The following is a 25,977-nucleotide window of genomic DNA, read 5'->3' as shown; positions in this document are numbered from 1 at the left end:
TTATGATTTAAAATCGGTGGAAACAATATCGTAGCGCCGCATGATCCGCTGCAGGGCCTGTCGTTCCAGGCCACATTCCGCCGCTGCCTTGGTTACATTGCCCTCATGCCTGATGAGCAGGTGGCGCAGATAGTCCACCGAAAATCGGCTGACGATTTCCGCCTTGGCGTCATTATAGCTGGAACTGTAGAGATCTTGGAATTGGTTGGTCGAGAGTTGTGCTGTGCTCTCTTGCGGAATGTGGATATCGGCAAGGTCGACACGCCCGCTATCAGCAAGAAGGACGATCCGCTTGATGGTGTTTTGCAGTTCCCGGACATTGTCGGGCCATTTCCTTTGATAGAGATGCTGCAGTAAGTCCGTCGACAGGACGAGATCCCTCCGATCGTATTGCCGTTTAAACTGGGCGAGAAAATGATGAATCAGGAGGGGTATATCTTCCCGCATCTCCTCGAGATTGGGCATCACCGCAGTGACGACATTGAGACGATAAAAGAGATCCTCGCGGAATTCTCCGACGCGGATCTTCGCTTCCAGGTTCTGATTGGTGGAGGCGACGACCCGGACATCCACTTTGATCGTTTTATTTTGTCCCAACGGCTGGAATTCTTTTTCCTGGAGGACCCGCAGCAGCTTGGTCTGCACAGAGACGGGGATGTCGGCGATCTCATCGAGGAGAATGGTCGACCCGTCGGCTTCAAGAAAAAGCCCTTTTTTCTCCTGCAAGGCCCCGGTGAACGCCCCTTTACTGTAGCCAAAAAGCTCACTTTCCAGGACATTTTCCGGCAGGGCAGGACAATTAACGGTAATCATCCGCCGTTGTTTGCGATTGCTCAGATTATGCAGCGCCCGGGCTGCAAGTTCCTTTCCCGTACCGCTTTCGCCCCGGATCAGCACCGTGGCATCGGTATCGGCCACCCTTGCCAGCAGATCCAGTACCCGTTTAAGAGCGGGGCTGTGGCCGATAAAACCGTCCGGCTGGGCAAGATCGCTCAGCTTTTCCCGAAGGTGGGAGTTTGCCCGCAGCAAGGCGGTGCGTTCCAGGCCGTTGCGGATGACCCGGACGATATGGTCCTTGTCGAAGGGCTTTTGCAGGAAATCATAGGCCCCGTCCTTGAGCGCCTGGACCGCCATATCGATGGTGCCGTAGCCGGTCATGATGACGACGGAGATCGTCTGGTCATGTTGCCGTATTTTCTTCAGCAGCTCCAGCCCGTCGAGATCAGGCATTTTAATGTCGCTCAAAATGACGTCGGGGCGGCATTGACCTAATTTTTCCAGGGCAATGAGGCCGGATGTGGCGGAGATGACCTCGCAGGTACATTTTTTTTCGATGGTCAGCCGCAGCATGGAGAGCATGTCCGGTTCGTCGTCGACGATCATCACCAGCTTGCGGTGGCCGTTTTTTTCCAGGGAATGAGGGTCGTTCATCAGGTTTTTTCCGGGCAGTGTGAGAGTTAAGGTAACGCTGGATAAAGTGTCGATCAGACAACCATGAATAAGACATTGTGCACTGGAGTGCAACTGAAATGTGGCATGAGTGCTGTCTCGGTCACCAGAGAAATTATGGTAACATGTTGTAATTAAAAATTTTATGGCAGAAGCATCATATGTGTTGCACATGAAATTGCGGCTTTCTAAAGGCAGAGAGATAGGCAAATGGTGTACTCTGCGGCAATGACAGGAGCACCTTCTTAGAAAAACAAATAAGGAACGCAACAGTAGAGTTGCATCTCTGCGCTGCATACATGGCAAGCCGGGACAAAAGGGAGGACGACAAAACCAGGCTGTCAAAAATATCGTCTTGATATTACGTGTATTGCTAAATTTATTTGCAGCAGTATGCAAATCAGGCATAAAAGATGCTTGTTCCATTACATCTATGGAACAAGAAACGTAATTGTTCACCGGAAGTCGGTAAAGCTTGTCTTTTCCCAGAGACGGGTGCAGGTGTTGAACAAGGAGGTGGAAAAAGGTAACCGGAGAACGCATTTGGAATGGGCGGACAGTCTATAATTTTACAGTTAAAAGGAGAGGAAACGATGTTAATAAAGTTACGCAGTAACCGATATCAAAAACTTTTTCTGATATCACTCTTTGCGGTGATGGCCCTGGTGGTTGTCATGGCAGGGACATCGCTGGCGGCCACTGCCGACAGTTTGAAGGAAGGCATCGGTAAGGCCCTGGAGGCAGGAACAATTGCGGCTGATGCTGAACCCGGCTATCTGGGCATTCCCGGGGGACCGCAGATCAATCTGATCGTGGCCTTTTTCTGGGCCATATGGGTAGGCTGGATTTTCTCCACCGTCGGCGCCTTTGGCGGTATCATGGCCGGTATCGGTCATATCACCGTTTATGGTCTGGGCAGTTATGCCGGTACGTTCAAGCAGACCGCCCCATCGTTAAATAAAGCGGTAACCGACTCCATCCGTGTCTCCAACCAGTTCATGGTCGGTTTCAGTGCGCTGGTTTCAACTTTTAACTACTTTAAGCTTGGACGACTGGTGTGGCCGGTTGGACTTTTTCTGGCCATCGGTTCCATCGCCGGCTCCTACCTGATCCCGACTCTTACCGCCGGTAAGGTTTCCTTCAAGGAATATGTCGGTTACTTTGGTATTTTTGTCCTCGTTCTCGGCTGTTACATGCTCTATGAGTCGACCCCCGCCGGCGCCAAGAGAAAGAAAAAAGCCAAGGAAGCGGCCCAGGCTTTCGAAACAACCATGAAAAGAAAAAAAGCGGGAGAAGCGGTCGACACCAGTGAACTTGGTGTGAAGATGAACAAGTGGAGCCTTGGCAAAATATCTTTTAATTTTTACGGCGTTGAATTTTCTTTCAGCCCTTTTCTGCCCATTATCGGTGGTTTCTTTATCGCTGCCATTGCCGCGTTCCTCGGTGTCGGCGGTGGCTTCATGCTGGTGCCGTTTCTGACCAGTATTTCCGGATTACCCATGTACCTGGCTGCGGGCACCTCGGCCATGGCCGTTCTTATCGGCATGATCACCAGTATCCTCAGCTACCTGGCGGCAGGAGCACTGGTGTACTGGCCATTGATCGGCACTCAGCTGGTTGGTATTTTCGTCGGCTCGATGATTGGTCCGAGAACTTCTCAGTACATCCCGGATAAAATATTGACAAGGATGTTTATTGTTCTGGCCTTCTATGTCGGTATCGACTTTATGTGCCGAGGATTCCTTGGAACAAATTTGATAAAACTAGTAACTGGCTGATTGTACAAAATTATCAACGCAGTAACGGCAATCAGCTTATGTCAAGGGCAACCTCAGGAAAGATGAGGTTGCCCATTTTTGTTAGAAGAGTATGATTCTGAATCATCCGCTAACAACCAACAGGGATACGGGCATGGTGTTGGAAAAAATCACCCGCTGGGCAGAGCGAACCTTTACGCCGGATGCGGTTGTGCAACGGCAGTTTGCTCTCTTTCAGGCCCTGCTGCGGCAGGACAGAAGCTGCCTGAAGCTGATCACCCAGCTTGAAGAGATTGCCCAGCGGCCGGTTCCCACCGACTGGTCGCGCATCACCCTGCTGGTCGGGGCACTGTCGACGACAATAGAGCGATTGATCAACAGCCTGCAGGCGATGCGGCCGGCCGCCTATGCCGAGCTCACCGAGAGTTATCGGCGCATCACTGGGCTGCTCGGCACGCTGCTGCCCCACCCTGAGATTACCGCATCTCCACCCTATGCCCTGCTTCTGGAAAAGGCATGGAAATATCCTGACATACTCGGCGGCAAAGCCTCGGCCCTTGCTCATATTCTGCGGGAAACCGAAATCCCGGTACAGACCGGCTTCGTCATCACCATTCATGCCTTTCACCGGTTCCTGGCAGAAAACAACCTGCAGACGATCCTTGCCAGGGAACTGCGCCGCGTGAATCTGCAGGATCCGGAACGGCTGCTCAAGATCGCCGATCGCCTGCAGCAGGTGATCATGGACGGGACAATTCCGCCAGAGGTCCGCCAAAGCGTGCTCGATTCCATGGACCATATCGCCCACACGGATTCGTCTACCTCCTGGGCCGTGCGCAGCAGTGCCATCGCCGAGGACGGGGAGTCGTCCTTTGCCGGCCAGTACGAAACGGTGCTCGGCGTCAAACAGGAAGACATCTTCACCGCCTATAAAAAGGTACTGGCCAGTAAATATACCCCGACCGCGCTGACCTACCGCCTGCACTGCGGGCTGGCCGATTCCGAGGTGCCCATGGCGGTGCTTGTCCTGCCGATGATTGACTCACGTACCAGCGGGGTAATGTACAGCTTGGACCCACTGGATACCAGCCAGGGGGAATACCTGGTCATCACCGCGGTCCGTGGTCTGGGTACCTATCTGGTCGACGGCAGCAGCGTGCCGGATACTTTTCTCGTCTCCCGGAAAAACCCCGATCATTTCTGGGCCAAAAGGGCAGCCCCCCGGCAACAGGCTATGGCCGCACCGGGGCGTGGTTCGGCCGAAAAAAAAGCGATGTGTCTCGACGATGCCGTTGCTTCGACGCTGGCCAGATGGGGCCTGGAACTTGAAGCCCTGGCCGGCGTCCCCCAGGACGTTGAATGGACCCAGGATCAGGCCGGCCGGCTGTTTATCCTGCAATCCAGACCCATCCAGCTATCGCAGGAAGCATTGCCGGAAATTTTGCCGCAGGATGAAACTGGAAATACCCTGCCGCCTGTCGCCAACACGGCAGTGCTTCTGGAAATGGGCACACCTGCCAGCGTCGGTATTGCCACCGGGCCGGTGCATCGTCTGGCAAATGAGGGCGATCTGCATCTGGTCGCACCGGGGAGCATTCTCCTCTCGCCGGGCATTCCACCTTCTCTGGTGCCCCTGGCCCACAAGGTCGGCGCGGTACTCTCGGAGCATGGCAGTAAAGCCAGTCATTTTGCCTCGGTGGCCCGGGAATTTGGTCTGCCCTTGATTGTCGGGCTCGGCAAGGTGGCGGACTCTCTCGGGCATGGCCAGGTGGTCACCGTGGATGCCTATCGGGGGGTGGTGTATGAGGGGGAGGTGAGTGAGCTGCTTGTCTGGCAGGAAAAACAACAGGCTAGGCCGCCCAGCCCCTTTCAGCGGAAAATTGCCCCCCTTATGGATCTCATCAGCCATCTCACCCTGACCGATCCAGCGGCGGCGGATTTTGTCCCGGGCAACTGCCGGACCTTCCATGATGTGGTTCGTTTTGTGCACGAAAAAGGCACCTGGGAAATGTTTTCCCTGGTCGATGCCAAGGGACGTGGCCTGCATCGGGCAAAAACTCTGGAGTCGGAGATACCCATCGTCATGCAGGTGCTCGATCTGGGCCAGGGGCTGACCGCTGCTGCCGACAAGAAAAAGAGTGTGTCACCCGCCGATTTTCAAAGCTCGCCCATGCAGGCGGTCTGGGCCGGGCTGTCGGATAAGGAGGTCACGTGGGCAGAGGGGCTGCTGCACCTTGACTGGGAGCGCTTTGATCAGGTCAGCGGCGGTATTTTCAGTCTGAAATCTTCTTCTCTGCTGGCAAGCTATGCCCTGTTGGCCAAGAATTACGCCCATCTGCTCCTGCGGTTCGGCTATCACTTCGCCGTAGTTGACGCCCTCTGTGGCGAGCGTCCGGAAGAAAACCACATCCAGTTCCGGTTCAAGGGTGGCGGCGGCAGTTCGAAAAAAATAGCCTGGCGGCTGCTCATGCTGGGCACGGTGCTGCACCATTTCGGATTTGTGGTACATATCCAGGAAGATATGCTCGAGGCAAAATGTATGCGGCGGGACAGCGAAGACTCGGCATTGCGCCTGCGGATCCTTGGCTATCTGCTCGGGCGCACGCCCTTGCTGGACATGGCCATGGAAAGCGAAACCGATGCACTGAACATGGCGGAGCAGTTCATAAAAAAATGGCAGCCGTCAACCGGTGAACAGGACAAACCATAGCCCCGGACATATTTATTTTACTGTTGCCAGAGCAGGAAAGGTTTATAGTCTTTTCAGCCAAGAAAAAAGATCAGTAAAGAAAGGACCAAAGAAAAATGACTGAAACTGGATATCCCGTCTACTGGATTACCGAGAACCTGGCCACCGGGCCGGCCCCGATGTCCTATGACCATCTGGATCATCTCAAGGCTGTCGGCATTGATGCGATTATGAACCTCTGCGCCGAGTATTGCGATCTTCACGACATCGAGTCCGGCCAGGGCTTTGAGGTGTATTATCTGCCCATCGAGGACGAAGAAACACCGCAGTTACAGGCGCTCGATGCGGCCATGGACTGGCTCGATGAGTCCATATATCTGGGCAAAAAGGTCTATATCCACTGTCGCTACGGCATCGGCCGCACCGGGACTATCGTTTCCGCTTACCTGCTGCGCCGCGGTCTCGGCAGTAAGCTGGTCAAGCAGAAACTGAAAAAAATGCGCTCCCGACCGGCAAATTTCTATCAATGGTGGCTGGTTCGTAAGATCGGCAAAAGGGAAGGCCGACTGACTATCCGCGAGCCATCGCTGGAGTGGAAAAGCCTCGTTGACCTCAGTCCTTTCTTCACCGACTACGAAAACCTGCTGACTGAAATCGATGACCATCTCAAGCAGAACCGGGTGGAAGTTCTGTGCGGCAGCGGTCATGGCCGATGTTGCAGGCAATATGTCGAAGTATCCCTGGTCGAGGCTACCTACCTGATGCATCATCTGAACAGAAGGCTGCACAGTGCCGAACGCCAGGCGGTCATCGAACGCTGCGGCAGAGCCAACCAATCCATCCGTGAAGTACGCAGGCTCTCCGCCGACCAGCAGGAGGACTTCAGCCGGTTGTATGCCGACAGCAATATCCTCTGTCCCCTGTCCAGAGACGGTATCTGTCTGATTTCACCGTCCCGGCCCCTGTCCTGTCGTTTTTTTGACCTGTTATCTTTGTCGCAGGATCCCACCGCCGGATTTATTGATTCGTGCCACGACCGGGCCAGGGAAATTTCCCAAGGACTGTTCCTGGCCCTGGTCGGCGGTTTATCCAGCCGCGATCGGATCAGTTTTCCCCTGGTGGATGTGGCTTCCGGCAAATTTGTCCAGTCTTTCTTCCACTTGCTTGCCGATGAGGCCGGCCGGGCCAAGGCCGAGGTACCTTGAGGCCTTAGAGGCCTTATGGTCTGTGGTGGGTTGCTGTATCGTTGTATTCGCAGGAGTACAGTTAAAAAGTCATATAAGGAGTTTGGCGCAATATCATGGAATTTTTAGATAAAATATATATTTACCTCGACGCGCTGCTTATTGCACCTTACCGGATTTCCGAAGTACCCATTATCGGCTTTTACGTTGGTACCTTTGTGCTGTGCATGTGGTGTATCGTCATTGGCGAAATCACCTTTCGTACGGCGGCCAGGGCCAACAAAAACCATTTGAATAAAATACGATCTCAAGCCGTCAAAATGCATAATCTTTCCATCAAGGCTATTGCCGTCAAGGACAAGGAGAGTTACCGATCCTGCAACAGCGAGGCCAACGATGCCTTCAGTAAATATTTTTTCAATATGATCACCCAGGGGGCTGCACTGCTCTGGCCGGTACCCTTTGCCCTGGCCTGGATGGGCACGAGGTTTTCCGAGGTATCCTTTGAACTTCCCTTCTCGCTGCCGATTATCGGCGATACCCTCGGGTTTGCCGTCGTACCGGTCAATATGTATATTCTTTGCAGAATAATCTGGGGCAAGGTCAAACCGCACATCTCTTTTCTCCGTACGGGTCCGAAAAGCGGTCTGGAGGAGGGAGAAGAAGAAATGATCAGCTGGGAAGATCTCGGAAAACAACAAGGGATCCCGGAGAGATTCTGGAACAGGGATGAAAAAGAAGACAAGGGAGAACAAGAGGAACAACAACGGCAACAGGAGAAATTATCTTAAAAATACTGCTGTTACTCTTCTGTTTTTAAAGAAACAATCTTTGTCTCACCGACATATTCCTGACTTTCAAAACCGGTCACCGCAGTCATTTTGCGTGTCAGGTCGGACATGGTCTTCATATTGCGGATGATCATGTCCATTTCTTCGATCATCTCCTCTGTGGGCAGGTCGTCCCGCAGCAGCTGGGCGGTGCCGAGTGCGGCAAAGAGCGGGCTGTTCAGTTCGTGTGCGGCGGTGCCGGCCATCTCGATGACCCCCTGCAGCTTCATCCGCTCCATTTTTTCCTGTTCCAGCAGCTTCTGGTCGGTGATATCCCGTACCGCCTCAACGACAAAGTTGACCTTGCCGTCGTTATCGAGAATCGGCGCCAGATGTCGCTCGAACCATTGCGGACCGGTCTTGGATTCACGCTGGGCGAGGACGGTGATCGGCTTACGCTCGGTAAGCACTGTCGCAACCGGACAAACCGAGGTGTCCAGCGTCTGCCAGGGCGAGACGAACCGGTAGAGCCGGCCGAGTGTTTCCGCCTCGGTACTGTTGTTCGTCTCGAGAAAATGTTTATTGACCATGATGACCCGTTTATCAGGGTCAACGACCAGCAACTGCATCCACAGCGAGTCGAGAATGGTCTGCAGGAACCGTTCGTGCTCCTCTATCTGGTTGAAGAGCAGGGTGATTTTCCGGTAGGTACGCGCTTTTTGGATGGCGTTGCCGCCTTCTTCCGCGACGGTGACCGCGAAATTGATCTCCATGGCGGTAAAGAAGTGGGGTTCGGTGGAGAGCAGGCGTAATACCCCGATGACTTCACTTTCGTTGCTGATGGGGATAGCCAGAATAGACCTGATACCTTCTTTCTTGATATCCTCGTGATAATCAACCCGCGGGTCATTCTGGGCATCGTAAATAGAAACCGGTTCCCCCTTCAATACCTTGAAGATGGAATCTTCCCGGCTGATGCTGCCGCGATACAGGTATTCTTCCGACAGGCCGTAGGCGGCTGCGAGCTCCAGCCGGTTGGTTGCCGGATGTAACAGACGGATGGTGCAGCCTGTTACCCCGGTGATACCGGGAAGTTTCTCGACGATAGCCTTGAGAATACGATCCAGATCAAGGGTAGAGTTGACCAGTCTGGAGATCTCCCGCAGTTCCCGGAAGAAATTCACCTGGTTTTCCATCTCCTGAAACAGACGGCTATTAGAGATAGCAACGCCGACCTGCTCGGCAAGAGACATGGAAAAGGCGATCTCCGCCTCGGAAAATACTCTAGTGTCTTTTGTCAGCAGCCGCAGCAGGCCGATGACCTCCCCTTTGAAAAGAATCGGCAGGGACAGGGCACTTTTTACTCCCTCGCGGGAGATAAAGGCGCAGCTGTCATGGTCGCAGTGCAGATCGATGCCCGTTCTGGCTATCGGCATGCCGCGCATGAGTGCCGACATGACCTCGGTGGAATCGATGGTGGCGCGGGACAGATACTCATCGGATACCCCACAGGCGGCACCAAGCACAAAGGTGTTGGTGCCGCTGTCGAGCAGCCTGATGGTGGCGGCATCCACCTCGAGGAGTCCGGGCAGGCGTCGAACCACCAGGTCCATGACCTGTTGCGGGTCGTGGACCATACTGATGAGACGGGTGACTTCCTGGAATACCTCCAGGAAGTCACTCTCTTTATGCCTTTTTTCAGTAGTCATGGGTATCTGCGGTCACAGTCGATTATGGGGCAATTACACCACTTCCAGCGCCACCAGTTTCAACGCATGGGTAGTGCATTTGGCAATACATGCCGGTTTGAGCCCGGCATCGAGGCGGTCCATGCAGAAATCACACTTCACCGCCTTGCCGTCATCGGGATTTTGTACCGGGATGCTCCATGGACAGGCCTTCTGGCAGGCCATGCAGCCGATGCATTTTTCCTGGTCGATGTAGACGATGCCGTCCGCGCGCTGGATCATGGCATCGGTCGGGCAGACCGGCACACACAGCGGATCGTCACAATGGCGACAGGTGGAGAAGGTGATCTCGGTTCTCGGCACCCCGCCGATCATCTTCAAGGGCGTACTGCTGATGTCACAGAGGAAAGGGCCGACCGGCAAGTTCTTGTTGACCTTGCAATGAACCTCACAGCCATGACAGGCTATACACCTTTTTGAGTTGAGGTGGATCATATATTTCTTCACAGTGCGATTCTCCTCTTGGTATTACGGATACTCTTCTTCACATAGACAAAAACCTGACAGAGGCTGACGCCTCCGCCTGCTTGATCCCAATCGTCGAGTTTGCCGATCATCAGTTTCTGATCACTGACTCCTGCCAGAAAGCTGCGGGTCTGGCGGGGGATTTCCTTGCCGAAACCGTGCGTGGCAAAGACTGCTTCCGGATGCACGTGATCGGTGACATGCGCGGCCACCGTCGCATGGTACGATTTGTCGGCGGACGACAGTTCAAGCAGATCTCCGGTTTCTATACCAAGTTTCTTGGCATTTTTGCTGTGTATCCAGGCGGTATTGGTCGGCATCAGCTCGGAGAGCAGCGGGTTATTGATGGTATGTCCCTGGGTGTGCACGGCCACCTTGCCGGAGATGAGGCGCAGCATGCCTTTTTCCGGGGCCTGCGGGCTTTCAAACGGCTTCAACGATGGAAAACCGGCCTTGGTCAACTTTTCGCTGACGATCTCAATCTTGCCGCTTGGCGTCTTGAACTGGCCGGCGAGCTTTTCACGGTCATAAAAGACCGGGCTGTCGGCCAGTTCGACAAAGCCTTTCTGGTCGAAGTCGGCCATGGTGTACCCGGTGGGCTCGAGCTGCCAGGCCCAGAGTTCTTCGATGGTCTTGAAGGGAAAGGTTTCTTCAAGACCGAGGCGATGCGCCAGGGCGGTGAAAATTTCCCAGGAAGACTTGGTGTCGTATTTCGGCTCAACTGCTTTTCTGCGCAATGCCAGACGCGGTTTGAGGCCTTTTTGCTGGACAATGAAATTGTCGCGCTCGAGATAGGTGGACTCCGGCAGAATCACATCACTGTACCAGCCGAATTCACTGTAGTTGGTATCGATGGAAACGAGCAGGTCACATTTGTCCATGGCCAGTTTCTGCTGCTCCGGATCAGGCATGCCGCTGAAAGGATCATGGCGCATGGCGATCCAGGCCTTGATCGGATAGGGATCCTCGGTCATCATATGGTTAAAGAACAGATGGGCCAGGCCCGGTCCCTTGTCGAAATGGGTGTACTCCCAGCCGACGCCGTCGCCGCGCTTGATGTCCGGCTTGGCGCAGTCGATGGAACGGATGCCTTTCTTGCCGCAGTCTCCGGCACCTTTGGGAATGTACAGACCGCCCTTCATCTCGATGTTGCCCATCAGCACATTAAGAATGTGCATGGCGCGACTGGCATAAAATGAATCACTGTACCGGGCCAGGTTCCAGCCTGGATGAAAAATGACATTCGGTCTGTCCGCACCGATCTCCTCGACAAAGGCGATGATATCCTTTTCCTTCACACCGCATTCTTTTGCGGCCCATGCCGGGGTGTATTGCTCGACAAAGGTACAGAGCTCGTCAAAGCCGGTGACAAATTGCTCGAGGAAATCCTTGTCGTAGTAGCCCTTTTTGATAACCTGATGGATAACGCCCAGGGCGAGGGCATAATCGGTGCCGGGACGAACCTGGAAAAATCGTGTCGCCTTGGTGCCGGTCATGGTCTGACGGACATCGACATAGGTCAGTCGGCCGCCCTTGTCGAGCATGTCGAGGGTCTGGTGATTTTCGGCGATGCGCAGGGCGGAGAACATGTCGCGGCCGAAGAGGACCAGATGTTTGGCATTTTTTATATCGTAGGCAAAACCCTTGCGCCCGACACCGTTGATGGACAGGCTGGCATGATGGGTGTTCCGGCCGCAGGTGCAGTCGTGGTTGGTGTAGTTAGGCGAACCGAAGGCATGAATAAAGGCCTTGTACATTTGCTGCCATGGGCCTCCGCGGGAAGAAAGCACTGCCGATTCCGGGCCGTACTGCTCCTTGATTGCCGCCAGTTTGCCGGCCACATAATCAAGGGCCTCATCCCAGCTCGCCTCACGCCAGCGTCCGGCACCGCGGGCGCCGACTCTGATCAATGGCTGCTTGGGCCGTTCATCGTCATTGAGCAGAGCAATGCCGGCCGTTCCCTTGGCACATAAGGCGCCGCCAAGTAAATGCGGATTCCCTTCGATCCAGGTGATCTTGTTGTCTTCGGACTCCACGCGGATGGGGCAGCGGACGGTGCACATACCACACATGGAGTAGACTGATTTCTTCATGCAACTCTCCTCGGTTTCGGTTCTGGTTATGAGTGTCTCTTCGCAAAGAGAAGTTTCCAAACGGAGACTGTTCAACGGGCGAGTACTTCCGCCACTTTTTCTTCCAACTCGGTTTTGTCAATTGGTTTGACACAATATTCTCCGGCGCCAAGTTCGATCGCCTCGCGGGCGGTCTCAATTGTCGGGTAGCCGGTAAGCATAATGACCTTCATCTCGGGGCTGACCTTTTTCAGCTGTTCCAGGACCTGGATGCCGCTCATTTTCTTGAGCTTGATGTCAAGAATGGCCAGGTCGATATGATTGCTGCCGGCGAAGCTGATCGCCTCCTCTTCTTCGGTGAAGGTGTGCACAGTATGTCCCTGCTTGGTCAGTATTTTCCTGATCAGGATCACTGCATCCAGTACATCGTCTAATACCAGTATTTCGGCCATCTTACTGATGCTCCTCGTCATTGACGTTTTGTTTTCCGGTTGTCGGGAAGCGCATATGGAAGGCGGTTCCCGAAAAATGTGTGTGGGTGATCGGGTCGACTATCGGGCTTTCAACTTCAATGCTGCCGTTATGTTCCTGGACGATGCCGTAGGTCACCGACAACCCCAGGCCAGTGCCTTTGCCGACCTCTTTTGTGGTAAAAAAAGGGTCAAATATCTTGTTTTTGATGGCATCCGGGATGCCGCTGCCGCTATCCTGCACCGAGACCTGGACATCCTCTGCGGTTTTTCCGGTGGAAACAATGAGCTCGCCGCCTTCTTCCATGGCGTGCTGGGCATTGTTGAACAGGTTGATAAACACCTGATGCAGTTTTTCGGTATCACCGTAAACGAGCGGCAGTTCCGGTGCGAACCGGCGAACCACCCTGATATGGTGGATGTGCAGGGTGTGCTCGGTGACGGACAACACTTCTTCAATGATTTTGTTCAGGTCGATAGGGGCCTTGATGCTTTCCGCCTGCCGGGAAAATTTAAGCAGGTCGGCAACGATGCGGCGACATGCCTTGGTCTGTCGCTCGACCACCTGCAGATTGCCCCCTGTCTCCGTGTCGGGTGTGAAGTCGTCCATCATCAGCTGGGTGTAACCGAGGATTATGCCGAGCGGGGTGTTGATTTCATGGGCAACCCCGGCGGCAATCTGGCCGATGGAGGCCATTTTTTCGTGGCTGATAAGCTGTTCGGTGATGGTCTTCATCCGGGTCATATCCTTGCCGATCCCTTCGCAGCCGACGATGGCGCCGTGGTGGTCATAGAGGGCGTTGGCGGAGAGGAGAATATGCCGGATTGTACCGTCTTTGCCGGTACATTCCATTTCCAGATCACTGACGGACCCGGTTTCACGCAGCTGGCGCAGATAATGCCGAAGATCCTCCGGGTTATTAAAGAGGTCGTGGAAATTGACACTGTTTTCGGGCGCATTAAAGCCGAGGAGGCGTCTGCCGCTCGGGTTGATACTGGTGATGGTCCCGTTTATGTCACAAAAATAAATAATATCTTTAGAATTTTCGAAAAAATTTCGAAATTTTTTCTCTGATTCAGAAAGATTGCGGGTCCGTTCATCGACCATCTCTTCAAGATGGGTGTTGAGTTGCCGCAGTTGTTCGGCACTTGTCGCCAGTTTGGTGTTTGCTTCGGTGAGCATTTCGGCCTTTGAGCGGATTGCCTTATACGCCTGCAACCCTTTGTGGTAATAGATGGTTACGGCCGAGGCGGAAATAATCAACATGGTGTTGAAACCACCGGAGTAAGGAGAGAGCTTTTTCCAGATGGCGCCATGGTCACTGTACACCAGGATGATACGGAGCATATGGCCGACGCCCCGCGAAAGGGAAAAAGCGGCTAGGGCGATGCAGAAGTAGAAAAGAAATCCCCATATGAAGTTGTCGGGCTGCAGTCTGACGAGCGACCAGGCATAACCGAGAGCCATGAAGGAGAGGACAATGGCAAACCCGGAGCCGAAAAACTCAACGGTTATAACCGGCAGAAGCGGCAGGCCGATCATCGCGCCGCCTCCATCCGTGTTTCGAGATAAAAAGTGCGCAGACTGATCACCAGGGCAATGAGCGCAGGAAGGTAAAGAAAGTGATCCATCTTGCTGATAAAATAGAGTGTTTTGGTAACCGAAAGGGGAGGGGCAAGCTGTTCGCCCCAGCTCTCTCGCTGTATAAAATCGGTCGCCAAAAGGTGTTCAAAGGTGGCATGGCCGACAAAGGTCAGCACGTTCCAGCAGAACAGCAGAATACAGAAAAGCTGCAGGTACTTCCATCCCTTGCTGACCAGAACCGGTGACCGGCGAGTGTGCCAGTAGAGATAGGCTAACGCCCCCATAAAGAGCAGATGGGCCATCTGATGGACATAGATTCCCTCCGGCGCACCGTGCGCCTGAAGGGCCCATGCACTCTCGGTTTGACCGAGTACGAGGAGCACTGTTAAGCCTATGCTTTGTATGACAAGGGTGTGTTTCATTGTATTTTTCCTGTGTTGATTATTACTTGCATGATTTGTGCCTGTAAATACGACAGTGTCGAGATTGAAAAAATATAATGTATTATCAATTTCTTGTGAAACATGGTTGGCGTGCAGAGAGGTTCAATAAAGAAAAGATTATCGTTTATGGCAAAATTGTGCAACGAAAATGTTGCACACTGTGCAGCCGCTTTTTAGAAAAGCCGAAGCTGTCTGGTCAAAAAAATACGGTTTGTTGCTATCTTCGCGGATAAAAGCGCGTCCGGTGCGGTGCAACATAGATGATGCAGTTGGGGAAAGTGCCTAAAGAAAGGGAGGTATGTCGATTACCAGGCGCGAGATCGACAGCAAAGTGCAACAAGAAGGTTGCTGACCGGCTCCTGCCACGGTGTGCATTGTGTCGTAGAGAACAGGAGTACGGTCGTGCGGAAGAGGCTGTCGTTTTTTTCACGACCTCGTTGTTACACTGCGCGGTCTTTGTGTGCCGGGAAGGTAAAACAGAGCGTATTCTTGTCCTGACGGTAGATACCCCCAATCTGTTCCGCCAGAAGCTGCTGGTCATGGTCTGGAAACCTGTCGGGCGGCAAAATGTTCTTGTCCTCAATCTTGAAGTAAATGGCAATATTTTCTTTCTCCGCCACTGCCGCCATTGTCACGAAGCTTTCTGCCGCACAATCTTCATAAAGAGTCAGCAGGGTAAGATAAATAAGGGATTCAAGAGAGATAAGGTGGGTGCAGATGGCAATATCCGGTGGGCATTCGACGGTTGTCCGGATCTCTTTCATGGCTGCCTGGCGGCTGGCCAGAGCTGCCACAAGAGACAGCGTCTCCTTTAGGTTCGCATGGGCCAGGCTGGTATCGCCGCTATGGGCATAACGATTGAGATTTTTCATGATGATGTTCGACCGGTCAACCTGTTTGGCAATGGTCTGGGTGATTGACAAGACACGGTCAAGCGGCAAACCGCCGGTTTGTTCAGCCATTTGCGCATAGTCCTCGAGGAGGCCGGCATTCTCGTTAATGATCGACAGGGTGTTTTTAATTTCATGGGAGATGGCTGCCGAAATTTTTGCAAAGACCAGGACGCAGACCCTATCGGGAGTTGATTTTTCCATAGCATTGTCTCATTTTTAAGATTTACACGTATTACGGTGTCGTCTTTTTCGATTGAAAGGCCCCTTCGATTTTTTCGATCAGCAGGTTCAGGTCAACCGGCTTCATGACATAATCGTAGGCGCCCAGCTCCATGCCCTTTTGACCCGCGGCAAAAGAACCATGGCCGGTGAGCATAATCACCGCCAGGGCGGGATACTTCTCCTGCAGGCTGGCCAGAACCTCAAGGCCATCGAGGTCAGGCATTTTCAGGTCGAGAACCAGTACATCCGGTTGTTCCCGCTCAATTGCCGCCAGTGTCGCTTTGCCGGAATTGGTCATATCAGCCCGAAAATTTCGGAGTCGCAGACGGGCGACCAGGGTCGAGGCAAATTCGATTTCGTCGTCGGCTATCAATACTGTCAGGTGGTGTTTTTCAGTCTGTGTCATGTCCATCCCTTTGTATGGGGAGAGTTATTGTAAAGGCTGTTCCCTTGTCAATTTGTGATCGTACGGTAATATCGCCGCCGAGTTTTTTAATCAGTCCATAGGTAATTGATAACCCCAGGCCGGTTCCTTTTCCCGTCTCCTTGGTGGTAAAAAAAGGTTCAAAAATATGCGGCAGAATCTCTTGAGCAATGCCGTGGCCGGTGTCCTGAATGACTACTCGGACATCTCCGGCAACCGTGTGCGTTGTTATTGATATTGTTCCATCTTTACCGATAGCGTCAATACCGTTGTTGATGATGTTTAAAAATATCTGCTGCAGCTGGAGATGATCGCTGGAGATCAGAGGCAGATCTTCCTGCAGCTGCAGGTCTGCTAAAATCCTGTTATGCATCATCGAGTTTTCCAGAAAAATCAAGACTTCTTTTAAAATATCATTGACCTGAAGGGTTTCGTTATGCACATCGGCACGTCTGGCAAAGCCGAGCAGCCGGTGGGTGATTGCCTTACAGCGATCGACACTTTTATTAACCCCCCTCAGGCAGCCGGATATAGTCTCTTTATGCTCGAAATCCGGAGACATGAGTAACAGATCCTCGGCCAGGCCGGTCTTCTGGTTGATGATGGCCAGCGGATTGTTGATTTCATGACCGACTCCCGCCGCTAACCGGCCGATGGAAACGAGCCTGTCGGTATGTTCCGCTTCCTTGAGCATGGTGATCTGCAGCTCGTCAGCCTTGCGGATGAGCTTGGTCAGCATGGTCACCAGCGCATAGACAATGAGCAGGTTGAGGGCCAGGCAGGCCAGGACGATAGTGACAAGCCTGGCCTGGAAGGCCACCCAGTCCTGGTGATGGATGTATTGTTTTTCCACCAGAATAAGGGACCAGGGAGTGTTTTTGATCTTGCCTATGGCATAGAAAATATTTTCTTCATCCTTGGAGAATCCATGATGGATTCCCGGGGTCATGTCAAGGCCGATCTGCGAGAAATGTTGGCCGTAATATTCCGATCGGGTCTGTGGCAGACCAGTTTCATCGACCAGAAAAAGATCATCCGATACATTGGTCTTGATGGTGTCGACAAAGCGTTGCAGGGTAATAGCGTCGATGGTTGCCCGCAAGACCCAGACTTTCTTGATTGTTGGGTCCATATGGGAGACGGAAATGGAAAAGTGAGGCACCTGCCGGTAACCGGCATAGACATGGCTGATATAGAGTCCTTTGGCAATTACTTCCTTGAACCAGGTTTCCTCGGAATAGTCTTGCCCTTTGAGGTCGTAAGGCCCCCAGTAGTCCTGCTGTATGCCGGCATCATCGATGACCCCGAGGTCGGCAAAGAAATCATACTGGCGTTTGAGTCTGATGAAAAGTCGTTCGAGGCTGTCACCGGTGGTGAGTTCGATATACCGGTTCGGTCTGGCGACAAAAAGTACCACCGACTTCAGGCTTTCGACCATTGATTCGATTGCCCTGCTCGAGCCGTCGAGCCGCGATTCCAGCTGGCCCCGCTCTTCTTTTTCCAGCAGGTCCTTGTAGTTGTTGTAACCGAGACCGGCGGTCATGATGACTGGACCCATAGCAATGGCAATCATAACCGAAAACAGAATGAAGCTGAACTGTTTATAGCTCCTTCTTTTTATACCTGTCTGGATCGAATCCTCGAACACATACGGGAATATTTTATGGATAAAATCGGAGAATATGCTCATAATGCCAGCCTTTGATCATTGCTTTTGATAAGTATGTCGCCTTGTTGCAAGGTGCCGGAAACAATTTTTTCCACGGCCTTCTGCCAGCTGCCGATGACTGCATCGAGTACGGTAACCTTTTTCCAGACCAGGAATCTGTAATGCACATCCTCTATCCCACCGCAGACAACATCGGTGATGTTTTCTTCAACAGCCATCTGGCACAGGGTCTCGTCGGAGGGCCGTTCCAGAATGATAATTTTCGGTTCGCTGGTCGTCGCGCCGTTTTTAAAGCGAACGATGAGGATTTCCGTCGCCAGATCAAATCGCGGGGCGATAAAATCGCCCTGTACGGGGATTAAAAGCTTCTGCATAAGGTATCCTGTTACTCCTGTAAGCCGTATTTCTTCATTTTCCGCCAGAGCTTCATCCGTCCCCAGCCGAGGCTCTCGGCAACTTTGGTTCTATTGCCGCCATGCTCCTTGAGAGTTTCGACGATCAGCCGACGCTCGATATCCGTCCAGCTCTCCTGGGTGTCAGCTCTTGTCGTATCGTTGTCCGGTGATGGCTTATCGTCCCTGACATGGCCAACTTTTGGCTCCGGAGTCGGGGCTTCTGCGGCGGCTTGCTGCTCCAGCAGGTAAGGGGGGAGATGATCGGTGTTGATCTTTCTTCGGTTACAGATATTCACCGCATATTCAATAATATTGCTTAGTTCGCGTATGTTGCCGGGGTAGCTGTACGGCAGGAGAACCTCCATGGCACTTGGCGCAAAACCGACAATGGTTTTGTTCAGTGCCTTGGTGAATTTCTGCAGAAAATAATCGAGCAGGTAGCGGACATCTCCGTCGCGTTCCCGAAGGGGCGGCAGGTGGATATGGAGAACGTTGAGGCGATAGAAAAGATCCTCCCGGAAGGTGCTGTTGCGCACCTGCTCCCGGAGCGGTCGGTGCGTCGCGGCAATGATCCGCACATCGACGGAGACCTTGTGTTCGCCGCCTACCGGGATAAATTCCCGATCATCGAGCACGGAGAGCAGTTTGACCTGCAGGGGCAGCGGCATATCGCCTATTTCCGTGAGAAAAAGCGTGCCTTTGTCAGCCAGGCTGAACAGTCCCGGCTTGTTACGGCTGGCCCCGGTAAAGGCCCCTTTGACATGGCCAAAGAGTTCCGATTCGAGCAGTCCCGCCGGCAGGGCGCCGCAGTTGATCTTGACGAAAGGCAGTCTCGCCCGTGCGGATTTCTGGTGGATGATTTCGGCGATCTTGTCCTTTCCCGTGCCGGTTTCTCCGGTGATCATCACCGATGCATCGGTCTGGGCCAAAAGGGGAATCATATCGAACACCTTTTGCATCTTCGGACTGTAACCGACAAGCTCGAGCGAGGCGGAATTCCTCATGCCGGATTTGTGTGCCACCTCCCGGGCGGAAAGATCTTCGACAACGACCAGCAGGCCGCAATGGCTGCCCCCATGCTGATCGAGAATGGCAATGCTGTACTGCACGGCTATCTTGCGCCGATAGGAGTTGATGATATCGCCTGTTACCGACAAAGCCTCTCCTGTCTGCATGACTTTATTGTAGAGCTGGCCCTTGTTGTTGCCGGTGTTGCTGCGGACGACCAGTTCGCCATGGATGCCGGCCACCCGATCGGTGGAGTAGCCGGTCATCGCTTCCATCAATCGATTCATGACGATGATCCTGAACGAATCGTCAAGAATCATCGCCGGATGAGGTATGCCTTCCAAAAGGACAGGGATATTGAGATTGAGGGGAACGTTCATAGGTCTCTACGTGGCTTCATTGCCGCTGGTTAGGTGAACGCTGCATATCACTTCTTGTGGAATATACCATACTGTAACGTCTCCCGGCCAACTCTTTTCAACCGCCGGCGGGGGCCATCACCGTCATGCCCATGAGCGGCCAGAACACCGTGACCGCCAGCCATACCACTACCCTCAGCAGGATAAACGGCATACCGGCGGCAAAAAACAAAAAGCCTCCTTCGGGGTCAATCGATTCCGAGGGAGGCTTTGTACTTTCTCCTGCAGGAGAATTATTTTACTGCAGAAGAATGGGCATACCCAACAGCGGCCAGACCAGAAGTACGGCCAGGGCCACCAGAGCCATGAGGAGTATACTCGCCGGAATACCGTAGACGAAAAATTCACCGCTGGTGAACTGCTTCGAGTTGTAGGCGATGGCGTTGGGCGCCGCGCCCACCAGCAGTAGAAAAGGCATACCGGCCGTTACCAGGGCTGCAAAGACGATAACCTCCGGGGCCACATTCAGATAGGGGGCAACAACCAGGGCCACCGGTACGGAGATGGCGATGGCGGCGACGTTCATGATGAAGTTGGTCATGACCATGACGAAGAAGGCAATGGCTATAACGAAAATGAACCAGTGGGCATCTTTGAAGATGCCAAGCCAGTTGATGGCCAGCCACTCCGCCGCCCCGGTCTGCCAGAGGCAGAAACCCATGCTCATGGCACCGGCAAAGAGGAGGATGATGTTCCAGGGTACGTCTTCCAGGTCCTTGATATCGAGAATCCGCAGGATAAAAAAGAGAATGGTCGAGACCAAAAGAACCGCCGCCTTGTTAAATGCCTTCAGGGCCGGAACAAAGGACTGCAGGGAGAGGAAGAGGATAACGCCCAAGATGATGGCGGAGGCCAGGATCTCGTTACGGGTAAAGGGACCCATCTCGGCACTGAGTCTGCGGGCCTTTTCCCGCAGGCCGGGGATGGTGGCCTTTTCCGGTCGACAGAGAACCATGATCAAGCCCCAGATGACAAAAACCATGAGCCAGCCGATGGGGAACATATAGTAGGTCAACTCGAAAAAGGATATAGTCTTGCCGGTGATCTCCTGGTAAAAACCGAGGGCGACGATACCGCGGGCGGCACCGAGCAGGGTGATGATACTGCCGGCGCCGGCGACAAAGGCCATGCCGATGAACAGCCCCTTGCCGAATTTGGTCGGTTTGTCGTCGTCGCTGTAGAGAGCATAAATAGAGAGCAATAACGGATACATGGTTGCAGCAACGGCCGTATGGGCCATGACATGGGTGAGCAGGGCGGTGACCACAAAACAGCCGAGGTAGATCATTGAGGTACGTTCACCGACGATCATCAGCATCTTATAGGCCAGACGTTTGGTGATACCGACCTTGGTAAACACGGCGCCGATGATCAGGGAGCCGAAAATAAAGAGCACCGATGGATCCATGAAATCCTTGAAGGCCGTGGCCGCCGGGCGGATAAAGAACAGGGCCTGGACGACACCGATGGTAAGTCCGGTGATACCGATAGGCAGGACCTCAAAGACCCACCAGGTTCCGGCAAGAAGAAAGAGGGCCAGGGACGCCTTGCCTTCGGGCGAAAGCGTAAAGGCCTTGCCCATGGGATCGATGGCATCGGGCCAGGGCGGTGAATAATTGACAATGGCAAATAAGATTATACCGAGAAAGAGAAAAAACAGTCTCTTGAAATCGGGTTTTGTCGGGGTTGTTTGGGTAGCGCTCACCTCGTCCTCCTTTGAATTACTTGAGAAATCGTTGATGGACATATAAAAAATGAAAAAAATAGTTTCTTCAGCTCATATTTGGAGCATGCTTATTTGATCTCACATGCTTTGACGATCTTGCAGATGGCTGTATATACATCGGTCAACAGCAGGAGGCCGACTATACGGTTGTCTTCCATGACAAAAAGGTAGTGATGGCGCGTGGTGGCAAAAAGATGGAGAGCATTGTCCATGCTATCGGTAATTTTTACCGATTCGACCTCACCAGGAAGGCATGCCATACTTTCCACTTTGATGTTTACCGCCTTGCGGCAGAGGTCACCGAGGGGTTCCTGCCACAGTCGGTAATCGTCCTTCATCGTTTCGAAGACCTGGGGCAGGCCGAAACGGATATCCTCCCTGAGAGTTTCGATTTTGTCATACTTGGGCTCGAGGCCACGGATGGCATCAACAGGCGAGATCTTGCCGATGACGTTGCCATCCTGATCCTCCACCAATAGGACGCATTCCTTACATTTGCCATCGCGGCATGACTTCTGGGCGGTCTCCAGAGCCATGAGGGCCTCGTAAAAATTGGCCCGATCGGAGATCCGTGGAAACTGGTCCACGGGGCTCATGAGTTCACTGATTTTTAAAGTATCCAAGAAACATCCTCCTCTTCTTGCAATGACCTGCCTCCCTTTTGGCTGGGAAAAAGGCGCAAAAATCTGTTATCTGCAGAAAATATCTGCAGCTGTTTTGGTCGAACACATTGCCTTGCCGGAATTCATTTCCGGCGCAGGGTGGCTACCATGCCTTGCTTCTAAGGATGTTTTCGATTTCCTCTCTGGATTTTTCCTGCAGAATTAGGATTCGTTTGCCTTTTGCTTCGGCGATTTTTTGGAGCAGCTCCTGGATGTCCACCGGTTTTTCAAGGAAGTCCTCGGCCCCGAGCTTCATTGCCTCGGTGCTTTTCTTGATGGAACCCTGGCCGCTGAGCATGATGATCTCCGCCTCCGGGTGGTTTTCCTTGATCTGCTTCAAGGTTTCCAGGCCGTCCATGCCGGGCATGGCCAGATCGATGACAATGGCGTCAAACTCCTGTTTGTCGACCAGATCGACCGCCTCTTCTCCGCGGGTTGCTCCGGTTACCTTGAGACCTCGTACTTCCAGTCGCTGGGTGAGGGTTTTGAGAAAATCGTCCTCGTCATCCACCAGCAGAACTTTGGCGTTAAGATTTTTTTCCATGATGTGTCGCTCCTTTGAAAGAATATTTAAACGGTTAGGCTGTCTTCAACTTTTGAGAGTGAACTTTATCGTTGGCTGCTTTTATCGTTGCCGAGAGCTCTTCAATATTTACCGGTTTGTTCATATAGGCGAATGCTCCAAGTTGCATGCATTCATCCATGTCCTTGGTGGTGCCATGGCCGGTGAGAATGATCACCTCTATCTCAGGCGCCAGTTCTTTTGTTTTGCGCAACACCTCAACACCGTGCAGACCGGGCATCTTCAGATCAAGTACCATCACCTCGGGTTGATCCTCGGCGATCAGTTCAAGTGCCTCTTTACCGTCGTAGACACCATAAGTACCAACATCACGGCTGATAAGGCGTTGTGAAACCGTCTGGACAAAGTCCCGTTCATCGTCGACGAAGAGCACCTTGGAAGGAAGTTCAAACTTTTGTTGTCGATAGACATTGTCGGCATAGGTCTTGCGTGTTTCCACGGCAACGTCCTCTACTCCCGGCAGTTGTTTGACAAGCTGCGTCAGTTCTTTTTTCAACCCGCTGAAGTTCAAGGCGGTGTTTGGTACGACCAGGGTGATGTTGCCGCCATCCGCCCTGACTTCCGCCTTGTGGCCATTGTTGAGCAGGAGTTGTTCTGTTTGCGCCACCAGTTTCATGTTCTGTACGGCCTTCTGGGACTCGACTGTACGCAAAACGGAGGTTTTATGGAAATATCCGAGAATTTCTTTGGTGATCTGCCGATGATTCAGATCCTCGGCCGGAACGACCAGATCATAGAGCGTGCTGTCATAGGCCTCTTTCTGAAAGAGAAAATCGGTCCAGGCGAAGGCACTGATGTCGTGGTTGCGGATGTTTTTTTGCGCTTCTTTTTTTGACCGCCCTTCGGCCATGGCACGTTCTATGCGCCGATCCTTTTTGTCAACGAGTACAACCCGTAAAACTTCAGTTATCTGAGGAGGAATAAGAGAAGTGAGAAAGCCGTAGAACAGATACTCGTCGGGCGAGGCGAGTTTGTCGGCCAGCAGCAGGCGAAACATGTTGACGGTTTTCTCTCTCTCAAGGGTGAACTGGTTGAAAACAGATGTCTTCGAATAGAGCATCTTTCGCAGTCGTTCCGGGTTGGCGTCGAACTGGGCGGCGGTTTCCTGTAATAGATTTTCGTCGGTATAGATCTTCAGGGTGAGAGTGCTGGATAACTCGCCGATAATGCCCGACTCAAGTGTAGGTAGACATGGAAATAATGCAATTGATGACATGTTGGATCCTCCCTGGTGAAACAATTTTGACATGCAGTAATAAGCCGTGTATAAAGTGTTTTTACATAATATAAGCACTTTCCGTGCCAGTCAGTCAATAATGGAAAATGTCATGTAAATAAAAGATGTTAAATTATTTTCGGTCTCGGATGGCAATATGTATCAAATTGTCTTGTTGTAACGTAATGCTACGATATGTAACTTAGTGTATTGGTGATGACGGTGCGAGCATCAATTTTTTCGCCTTTGCCGGATGTGCTGCTTGTTTTTTAAGGGAGATATTGTATCAATAAGTAACTGATTGTCGAGCACCACGAGGTGACAACAATCCGATAAATATCTTGCTCTTGACGAGCAGCTCGGACTCTACCGCAAGAAAATAGAGGTGTGGCAGGTCACCAGGAGGATGACGCAACGATGATACTTTCACGTTTTGTTCAGGCATTCGGCAAGGCAGGCAGTGTTTTCCTCCTGCTTTGCTGGTTGTTTTCCGCAGTCTCTGTGCAGAGCGCATCACCGGAGATGATGCTGCCCGGAGTCTATGTCGAAGGGGACGACGTCGCCGGGTGGATGTTCAGCGAAAAACTCGATGGAGTACGTGGTTACTGGGATGGCGAAAAGCTGTGGTCGAAAAACGGCAAGCGGTTTCAGCCGCCGGCGGCGTTTGTCAGGGGGCTCCCTGGTTTTGCCCTGGAAGGGGAAATCTGGGCCGGCCGCGGCACCTTTGAAAAAACCTTGTCGATTGTTTTACAGGAAGAAGCCCACGATGGCTGGCTGCAGCTCAGGTTCGCCATTTTCGATGTACCGAAGACGCCCGGGCCTTTCACTCTGCGTCTGAAAAAAGCCCAGGACTGGTTTGCCGATCATCCTTCGCCCTATGCCTTTGTTATTGACCAGATGCCCCTTCGCCATGGTGACCAGCTCCAGCAGGAATTGCAGCGCGTCCAGGAACTCGGGGGCGAAGGGCTGATCGTCAGAGACCCTGCTGCTCTGTACACCGGGGGACGCAGTATACAGATCCTCAAAGTCAAGGAGTTTCAAGACGCGGAGGCGGTGGTGGTGGAACACCTGCCCGGTCAGGGAAGAAACCTCGGCAGGCTTGGTGCCTTGCTGGTCGAACTACCGAATGGCACCCGTTTTAAAATCGGCACCGGCTTCACCGATGCCGAACGAAACACTCCCCCATCCCTCGGGGAGGTCATTACCTTTAAATATTTCGGCTATCACCGGTCCGGCATTCCCCGGTTCCCTTCATTTTTGCGCATCAGGGGGGATAAGGATCTGCTCTGATCCTGTTCTGCAACACCTGCATCGAGGGCAGTGCCTGCAATAAAAAAAATCCGGACAGAAAGCAGCAGCTCTCTGTCCGGAAAGGTACAGTGTATAACCGATATGCTCTTTTCCGGCAATCAGCTGGTCACGGGCAGGATGGTAATTTCTACCCGGCGGTTCATGGCCGGATCGGAGGAGATCGGCCTGCTTTCTCCGTAACCGATGGCCCTTATTCGTGCGGGGTTGACTCCTTGTTGCGCCAGGGCGTTAGCAACCGCTTCGGCCCGGCGCATTGACAGCTGCTGGTTGTATTGTTCCGGGCCGGTGGAATCGGTGTGGCCGCCGACCTCTATCTGCGTTTGATTATACTTGTTCAGGACACCGGCCATTCTTGAAACTTCCGAGTATCCTCCAGGTAAAAGAACGGCGGAATCATGATTGAAAAATGTTTCTCCTTTGAAAGAGGCGACTAGAACGTCTTCGCTCCGGCGAACACTCGATGCGTCCGAGGAGGCCATGACATTTCTGAGATCCTGTTCCTGATTATCCATGTACTTGCCAACCTGGTTGCCGGCTATTCCACCGAGTGCGGCACCAATTCCTGCCCCTATCAGTGTCCCTTCTGTGTCCCCGCCGATGACCTGACCCAAGGCGGCGCCCAAGCCGGCCCCCACTCCTGCTCCTACTGCCGTCCCCTGTTTCTGGTCCGTGTCGAGGCTGGCACAGGAGGTAAGCGAGGCGATTAAGGCTGAACAAACAATAATGTGTGGTAATGTCTTCTTCATTGTGACTCCCTTAAGTAATACGGTTGTTGTTGGTATTGTTATTGTTGCTGTGAATTTTTCTGTTTTTGTTT

Annotated in this window: 22 protein-coding genes; 5 read left to right on the top strand and 17 right to left on the bottom strand. The window is 52.8% G+C overall.

Features of this window, described 5'->3' with window-relative positions; all coding sequences use genetic code 11:
* The gene (locus ACYQ8U_RS05455; protein ID WP_459944507.1) at nt 1–1,431 is read right to left on the bottom strand and encodes a sigma-54-dependent transcriptional regulator; all 1,431 of its coding nucleotides are present in this window, start codon (nt 1,429–1,431) and stop codon (nt 1–3) included.
* 611 nt (nt 1,432–2,042) lie between these two features.
* On the opposite strand from ACYQ8U_RS05455, the gene ACYQ8U_RS05450 reads away from it, so the two are divergent.
* The 4 genes from ACYQ8U_RS05450 (at nt 2,043) to ACYQ8U_RS05435 (ending at nt 7,870) form a co-directional block, all read left to right on the top strand.
* The gene (locus ACYQ8U_RS05450) at nt 2,043–3,227 is read left to right on the top strand and encodes a sulfite exporter TauE/SafE family protein (RefSeq protein ID WP_459944506.1); all 1,185 of its coding nucleotides are present in this window, start codon (nt 2,043–2,045) and stop codon (nt 3,225–3,227) included.
* A gap of 133 nt (nt 3,228–3,360) precedes the next feature.
* Nucleotides 3,361–5,916: a PEP/pyruvate-binding domain-containing protein gene (locus ACYQ8U_RS05445; protein ID WP_459944505.1), complete on the top strand. Its 2,556-nt coding sequence runs from the start codon at nt 3,361–3,363 to the stop codon at nt 5,914–5,916.
* A 95-nt stretch (nt 5,917–6,011) separates the two neighbouring features.
* Complete coding sequence (locus ACYQ8U_RS05440; protein ID WP_459944504.1) at nt 6,012–7,100, top strand: protein-tyrosine phosphatase family protein; 1,089 nt, start codon at nt 6,012–6,014, stop codon at nt 7,098–7,100.
* A 95-nt stretch (nt 7,101–7,195) separates the two neighbouring features.
* On the top strand, nt 7,196–7,870 hold the full coding sequence (locus ACYQ8U_RS05435) for a hypothetical protein (RefSeq protein ID WP_459944503.1): 675 nt from the start codon (nt 7,196–7,198) through the stop codon (nt 7,868–7,870).
* Nucleotides 7,871–7,881: 11 nt separating this feature from the next.
* Here the strand turns inward: ACYQ8U_RS05435 and ACYQ8U_RS05430 are convergent, their stop codons facing one another.
* From ACYQ8U_RS05430 to ACYQ8U_RS05360, 15 genes are all read right to left on the bottom strand, one after another.
* The gene (locus ACYQ8U_RS05430) at nt 7,882–9,558 is read right to left on the bottom strand and encodes a GAF domain-containing protein (protein WP_459944502.1); all 1,677 of its coding nucleotides are present in this window, start codon (nt 9,556–9,558) and stop codon (nt 7,882–7,884) included.
* Nucleotides 9,559–9,591: 33 nt separating this feature from the next.
* Complete coding sequence (locus ACYQ8U_RS05425; protein WP_459944501.1) at nt 9,592–10,044, bottom strand: 4Fe-4S dicluster domain-containing protein; 453 nt, start codon at nt 10,042–10,044, stop codon at nt 9,592–9,594.
* Nucleotides 10,041–12,155, bottom strand: coding sequence for a molybdopterin-dependent oxidoreductase (locus tag ACYQ8U_RS05420; RefSeq protein ID WP_459944500.1), 2,115 nt, complete (start codon nt 12,153–12,155; stop codon nt 10,041–10,043). Before ACYQ8U_RS05420 ends, ACYQ8U_RS05425 begins: the two co-directional genes overlap by 4 nt.
* 71 nt (nt 12,156–12,226) lie before the next feature.
* On the bottom strand, nt 12,227–12,586 hold the full coding sequence (locus ACYQ8U_RS05415; protein ID WP_459944499.1) for a response regulator: 360 nt from the start codon (nt 12,584–12,586) through the stop codon (nt 12,227–12,229).
* Nucleotide 12,587: 1 nt separating this feature from the next.
* Nucleotides 12,588–14,147 (bottom strand): two-component system sensor histidine kinase NtrB, encoded by a 1,560-nt coding sequence (locus ACYQ8U_RS05410; RefSeq protein WP_459944498.1) that lies wholly within the window; start codon nt 14,145–14,147, stop codon nt 12,588–12,590.
* On the bottom strand, nt 14,144–14,611 hold the full coding sequence (locus ACYQ8U_RS05405; RefSeq protein ID WP_459944497.1) for a hypothetical protein: 468 nt from the start codon (nt 14,609–14,611) through the stop codon (nt 14,144–14,146). Before ACYQ8U_RS05405 ends, ACYQ8U_RS05410 begins: the two co-directional genes overlap by 4 nt.
* A 461-nt stretch (nt 14,612–15,072) precedes the next feature.
* A complete protein-coding gene (locus tag ACYQ8U_RS05400) occupies nt 15,073–15,726 on the bottom strand; it encodes a hypothetical protein (RefSeq protein WP_459944496.1) in 654 nt (217 codons plus the stop codon).
* Between the two features lie 31 nt (nt 15,727–15,757).
* Nucleotides 15,758–16,153, bottom strand: coding sequence for a response regulator (locus ACYQ8U_RS05395; RefSeq protein ID WP_459944495.1), 396 nt, complete (start codon nt 16,151–16,153; stop codon nt 15,758–15,760).
* Nucleotides 16,140–17,861 carry a sensor histidine kinase gene (locus tag ACYQ8U_RS05390; RefSeq protein WP_459944494.1) on the bottom strand — a complete coding sequence of 574 codons (1,722 nt, stop codon included), beginning with the start codon at nt 17,859–17,861 and terminating at the stop codon, nt 16,140–16,142. The genes ACYQ8U_RS05395 and ACYQ8U_RS05390 overlap by 14 nt, the downstream gene beginning before the upstream one ends.
* Nucleotides 17,858–18,214: a NifB/NifX family molybdenum-iron cluster-binding protein gene (locus tag ACYQ8U_RS05385; protein ID WP_459944493.1), complete on the bottom strand. Its 357-nt coding sequence runs from the start codon at nt 18,212–18,214 to the stop codon at nt 17,858–17,860. Before ACYQ8U_RS05385 ends, ACYQ8U_RS05390 begins: the two co-directional genes overlap by 4 nt.
* Nucleotides 18,215–18,225: 11 nt before the next feature.
* Nucleotides 18,226–19,623, bottom strand: coding sequence for a sigma-54 interaction domain-containing protein (locus tag ACYQ8U_RS05380; RefSeq protein ID WP_459944492.1), 1,398 nt, complete (start codon nt 19,621–19,623; stop codon nt 18,226–18,228).
* A 277-nt stretch (nt 19,624–19,900) separates the two neighbouring features.
* Nucleotides 19,901–21,409 carry a DASS family sodium-coupled anion symporter gene (locus ACYQ8U_RS05375; RefSeq protein WP_459944491.1) on the bottom strand — a complete coding sequence of 503 codons (1,509 nt, stop codon included), beginning with the start codon at nt 21,407–21,409 and terminating at the stop codon, nt 19,901–19,903.
* Between the two features lie 47 nt (nt 21,410–21,456).
* On the bottom strand, nt 21,457–22,011 hold the full coding sequence (locus ACYQ8U_RS05370) for a CBS domain-containing protein (RefSeq protein WP_459944490.1): 555 nt from the start codon (nt 22,009–22,011) through the stop codon (nt 21,457–21,459).
* 142 nt (nt 22,012–22,153) lie between these two features.
* Nucleotides 22,154–22,594: a response regulator gene (locus ACYQ8U_RS05365; RefSeq protein WP_459944489.1), complete on the bottom strand. Its 441-nt coding sequence runs from the start codon at nt 22,592–22,594 to the stop codon at nt 22,154–22,156.
* 34 nt (nt 22,595–22,628) lie between these two features.
* Nucleotides 22,629–23,849, bottom strand: a complete 1,221-nt coding sequence (locus tag ACYQ8U_RS05360; protein WP_459944488.1) for a response regulator — start codon at nt 23,847–23,849, stop codon at nt 22,629–22,631.
* A gap of 417 nt (nt 23,850–24,266) precedes the next feature.
* On the opposite strand from ACYQ8U_RS05360, the gene ACYQ8U_RS05355 reads away from it, so the two are divergent.
* Complete coding sequence (locus tag ACYQ8U_RS05355) at nt 24,267–25,139, top strand: DNA ligase (protein ID WP_459944487.1); 873 nt, start codon at nt 24,267–24,269, stop codon at nt 25,137–25,139.
* 119 nt (nt 25,140–25,258) lie between these two features.
* Here the strand turns inward: ACYQ8U_RS05355 and ACYQ8U_RS05350 are convergent, their stop codons facing one another.
* A complete protein-coding gene (locus tag ACYQ8U_RS05350) occupies nt 25,259–25,906 on the bottom strand; it encodes a YiaD family glycine zipper/OmpA-like lipoprotein (protein WP_459944486.1) in 648 nt (215 codons plus the stop codon).
* Nucleotides 25,907–25,977 lie beyond the last annotated feature (71 nt).

Source organism: Desulfocastanea catecholica, from assembly GCF_054657295.1.
Note: the sequence above shows the minus strand (reverse complement) of the source record. Positions and strands in the feature narration are given on the sequence as shown.

What these genes read in the sequence shown, in the direction of transcription:
- ACYQ8U_RS05455 (WP_459944507.1), bottom strand. Translation starts at nt 1,431, where the DNA reads ATGAACGACCCTCATTCCCTGGAAAAAAACGGCCACCGCAAGCTGGTG.
- ACYQ8U_RS05450 (WP_459944506.1), top strand. Translation starts at nt 2,043, where the DNA reads ATGTTAATAAAGTTACGCAGTAACCGATATCAAAAACTTTTTCTGATA.
- ACYQ8U_RS05445 (WP_459944505.1), top strand. Translation starts at nt 3,361, where the DNA reads ATGGTGTTGGAAAAAATCACCCGCTGGGCAGAGCGAACCTTTACGCCG.
- ACYQ8U_RS05440 (WP_459944504.1), top strand. Translation starts at nt 6,012, where the DNA reads ATGACTGAAACTGGATATCCCGTCTACTGGATTACCGAGAACCTGGCC.
- ACYQ8U_RS05435 (WP_459944503.1), top strand. Translation starts at nt 7,196, where the DNA reads ATGGAATTTTTAGATAAAATATATATTTACCTCGACGCGCTGCTTATT.
- ACYQ8U_RS05430 (WP_459944502.1), bottom strand. Translation starts at nt 9,558, where the DNA reads ATGACTACTGAAAAAAGGCATAAAGAGAGTGACTTCCTGGAGGTATTC.
- ACYQ8U_RS05420 (WP_459944500.1), bottom strand. Translation starts at nt 12,155, where the DNA reads ATGAAGAAATCAGTCTACTCCATGTGTGGTATGTGCACCGTCCGCTGC.
- ACYQ8U_RS05415 (WP_459944499.1), bottom strand. Translation starts at nt 12,586, where the DNA reads ATGGCCGAAATACTGGTATTAGACGATGTACTGGATGCAGTGATCCTG.
- ACYQ8U_RS05410 (WP_459944498.1), bottom strand. Translation starts at nt 14,147, where the DNA reads ATGATCGGCCTGCCGCTTCTGCCGGTTATAACCGTTGAGTTTTTCGGC.
- ACYQ8U_RS05405 (WP_459944497.1), bottom strand. Translation starts at nt 14,611, where the DNA reads ATGAAACACACCCTTGTCATACAAAGCATAGGCTTAACAGTGCTCCTC.
- ACYQ8U_RS05400 (WP_459944496.1), bottom strand. Translation starts at nt 15,726, where the DNA reads ATGGAAAAATCAACTCCCGATAGGGTCTGCGTCCTGGTCTTTGCAAAA.
- ACYQ8U_RS05395 (WP_459944495.1), bottom strand. Translation starts at nt 16,153, where the DNA reads ATGACACAGACTGAAAAACACCACCTGACAGTATTGATAGCCGACGAC.
- ACYQ8U_RS05390 (WP_459944494.1), bottom strand. Translation starts at nt 17,861, where the DNA reads ATGAGCATATTCTCCGATTTTATCCATAAAATATTCCCGTATGTGTTC.
- ACYQ8U_RS05385 (WP_459944493.1), bottom strand. Translation starts at nt 18,214, where the DNA reads ATGCAGAAGCTTTTAATCCCCGTACAGGGCGATTTTATCGCCCCGCGA.
- ACYQ8U_RS05380 (WP_459944492.1), bottom strand. Translation starts at nt 19,623, where the DNA reads ATGAACGTTCCCCTCAATCTCAATATCCCTGTCCTTTTGGAAGGCATA.
- ACYQ8U_RS05375 (WP_459944491.1), bottom strand. Translation starts at nt 21,409, where the DNA reads ATGTCCATCAACGATTTCTCAAGTAATTCAAAGGAGGACGAGGTGAGC.
- ACYQ8U_RS05365 (WP_459944489.1), bottom strand. Translation starts at nt 22,594, where the DNA reads ATGGAAAAAAATCTTAACGCCAAAGTTCTGCTGGTGGATGACGAGGAC.
- ACYQ8U_RS05360 (WP_459944488.1), bottom strand. Translation starts at nt 23,849, where the DNA reads ATGTCATCAATTGCATTATTTCCATGTCTACCTACACTTGAGTCGGGC.
- ACYQ8U_RS05355 (WP_459944487.1), top strand. Translation starts at nt 24,267, where the DNA reads ATGATACTTTCACGTTTTGTTCAGGCATTCGGCAAGGCAGGCAGTGTT.
- ACYQ8U_RS05350 (WP_459944486.1), bottom strand. Translation starts at nt 25,906, where the DNA reads ATGAAGAAGACATTACCACACATTATTGTTTGTTCAGCCTTAATCGCC.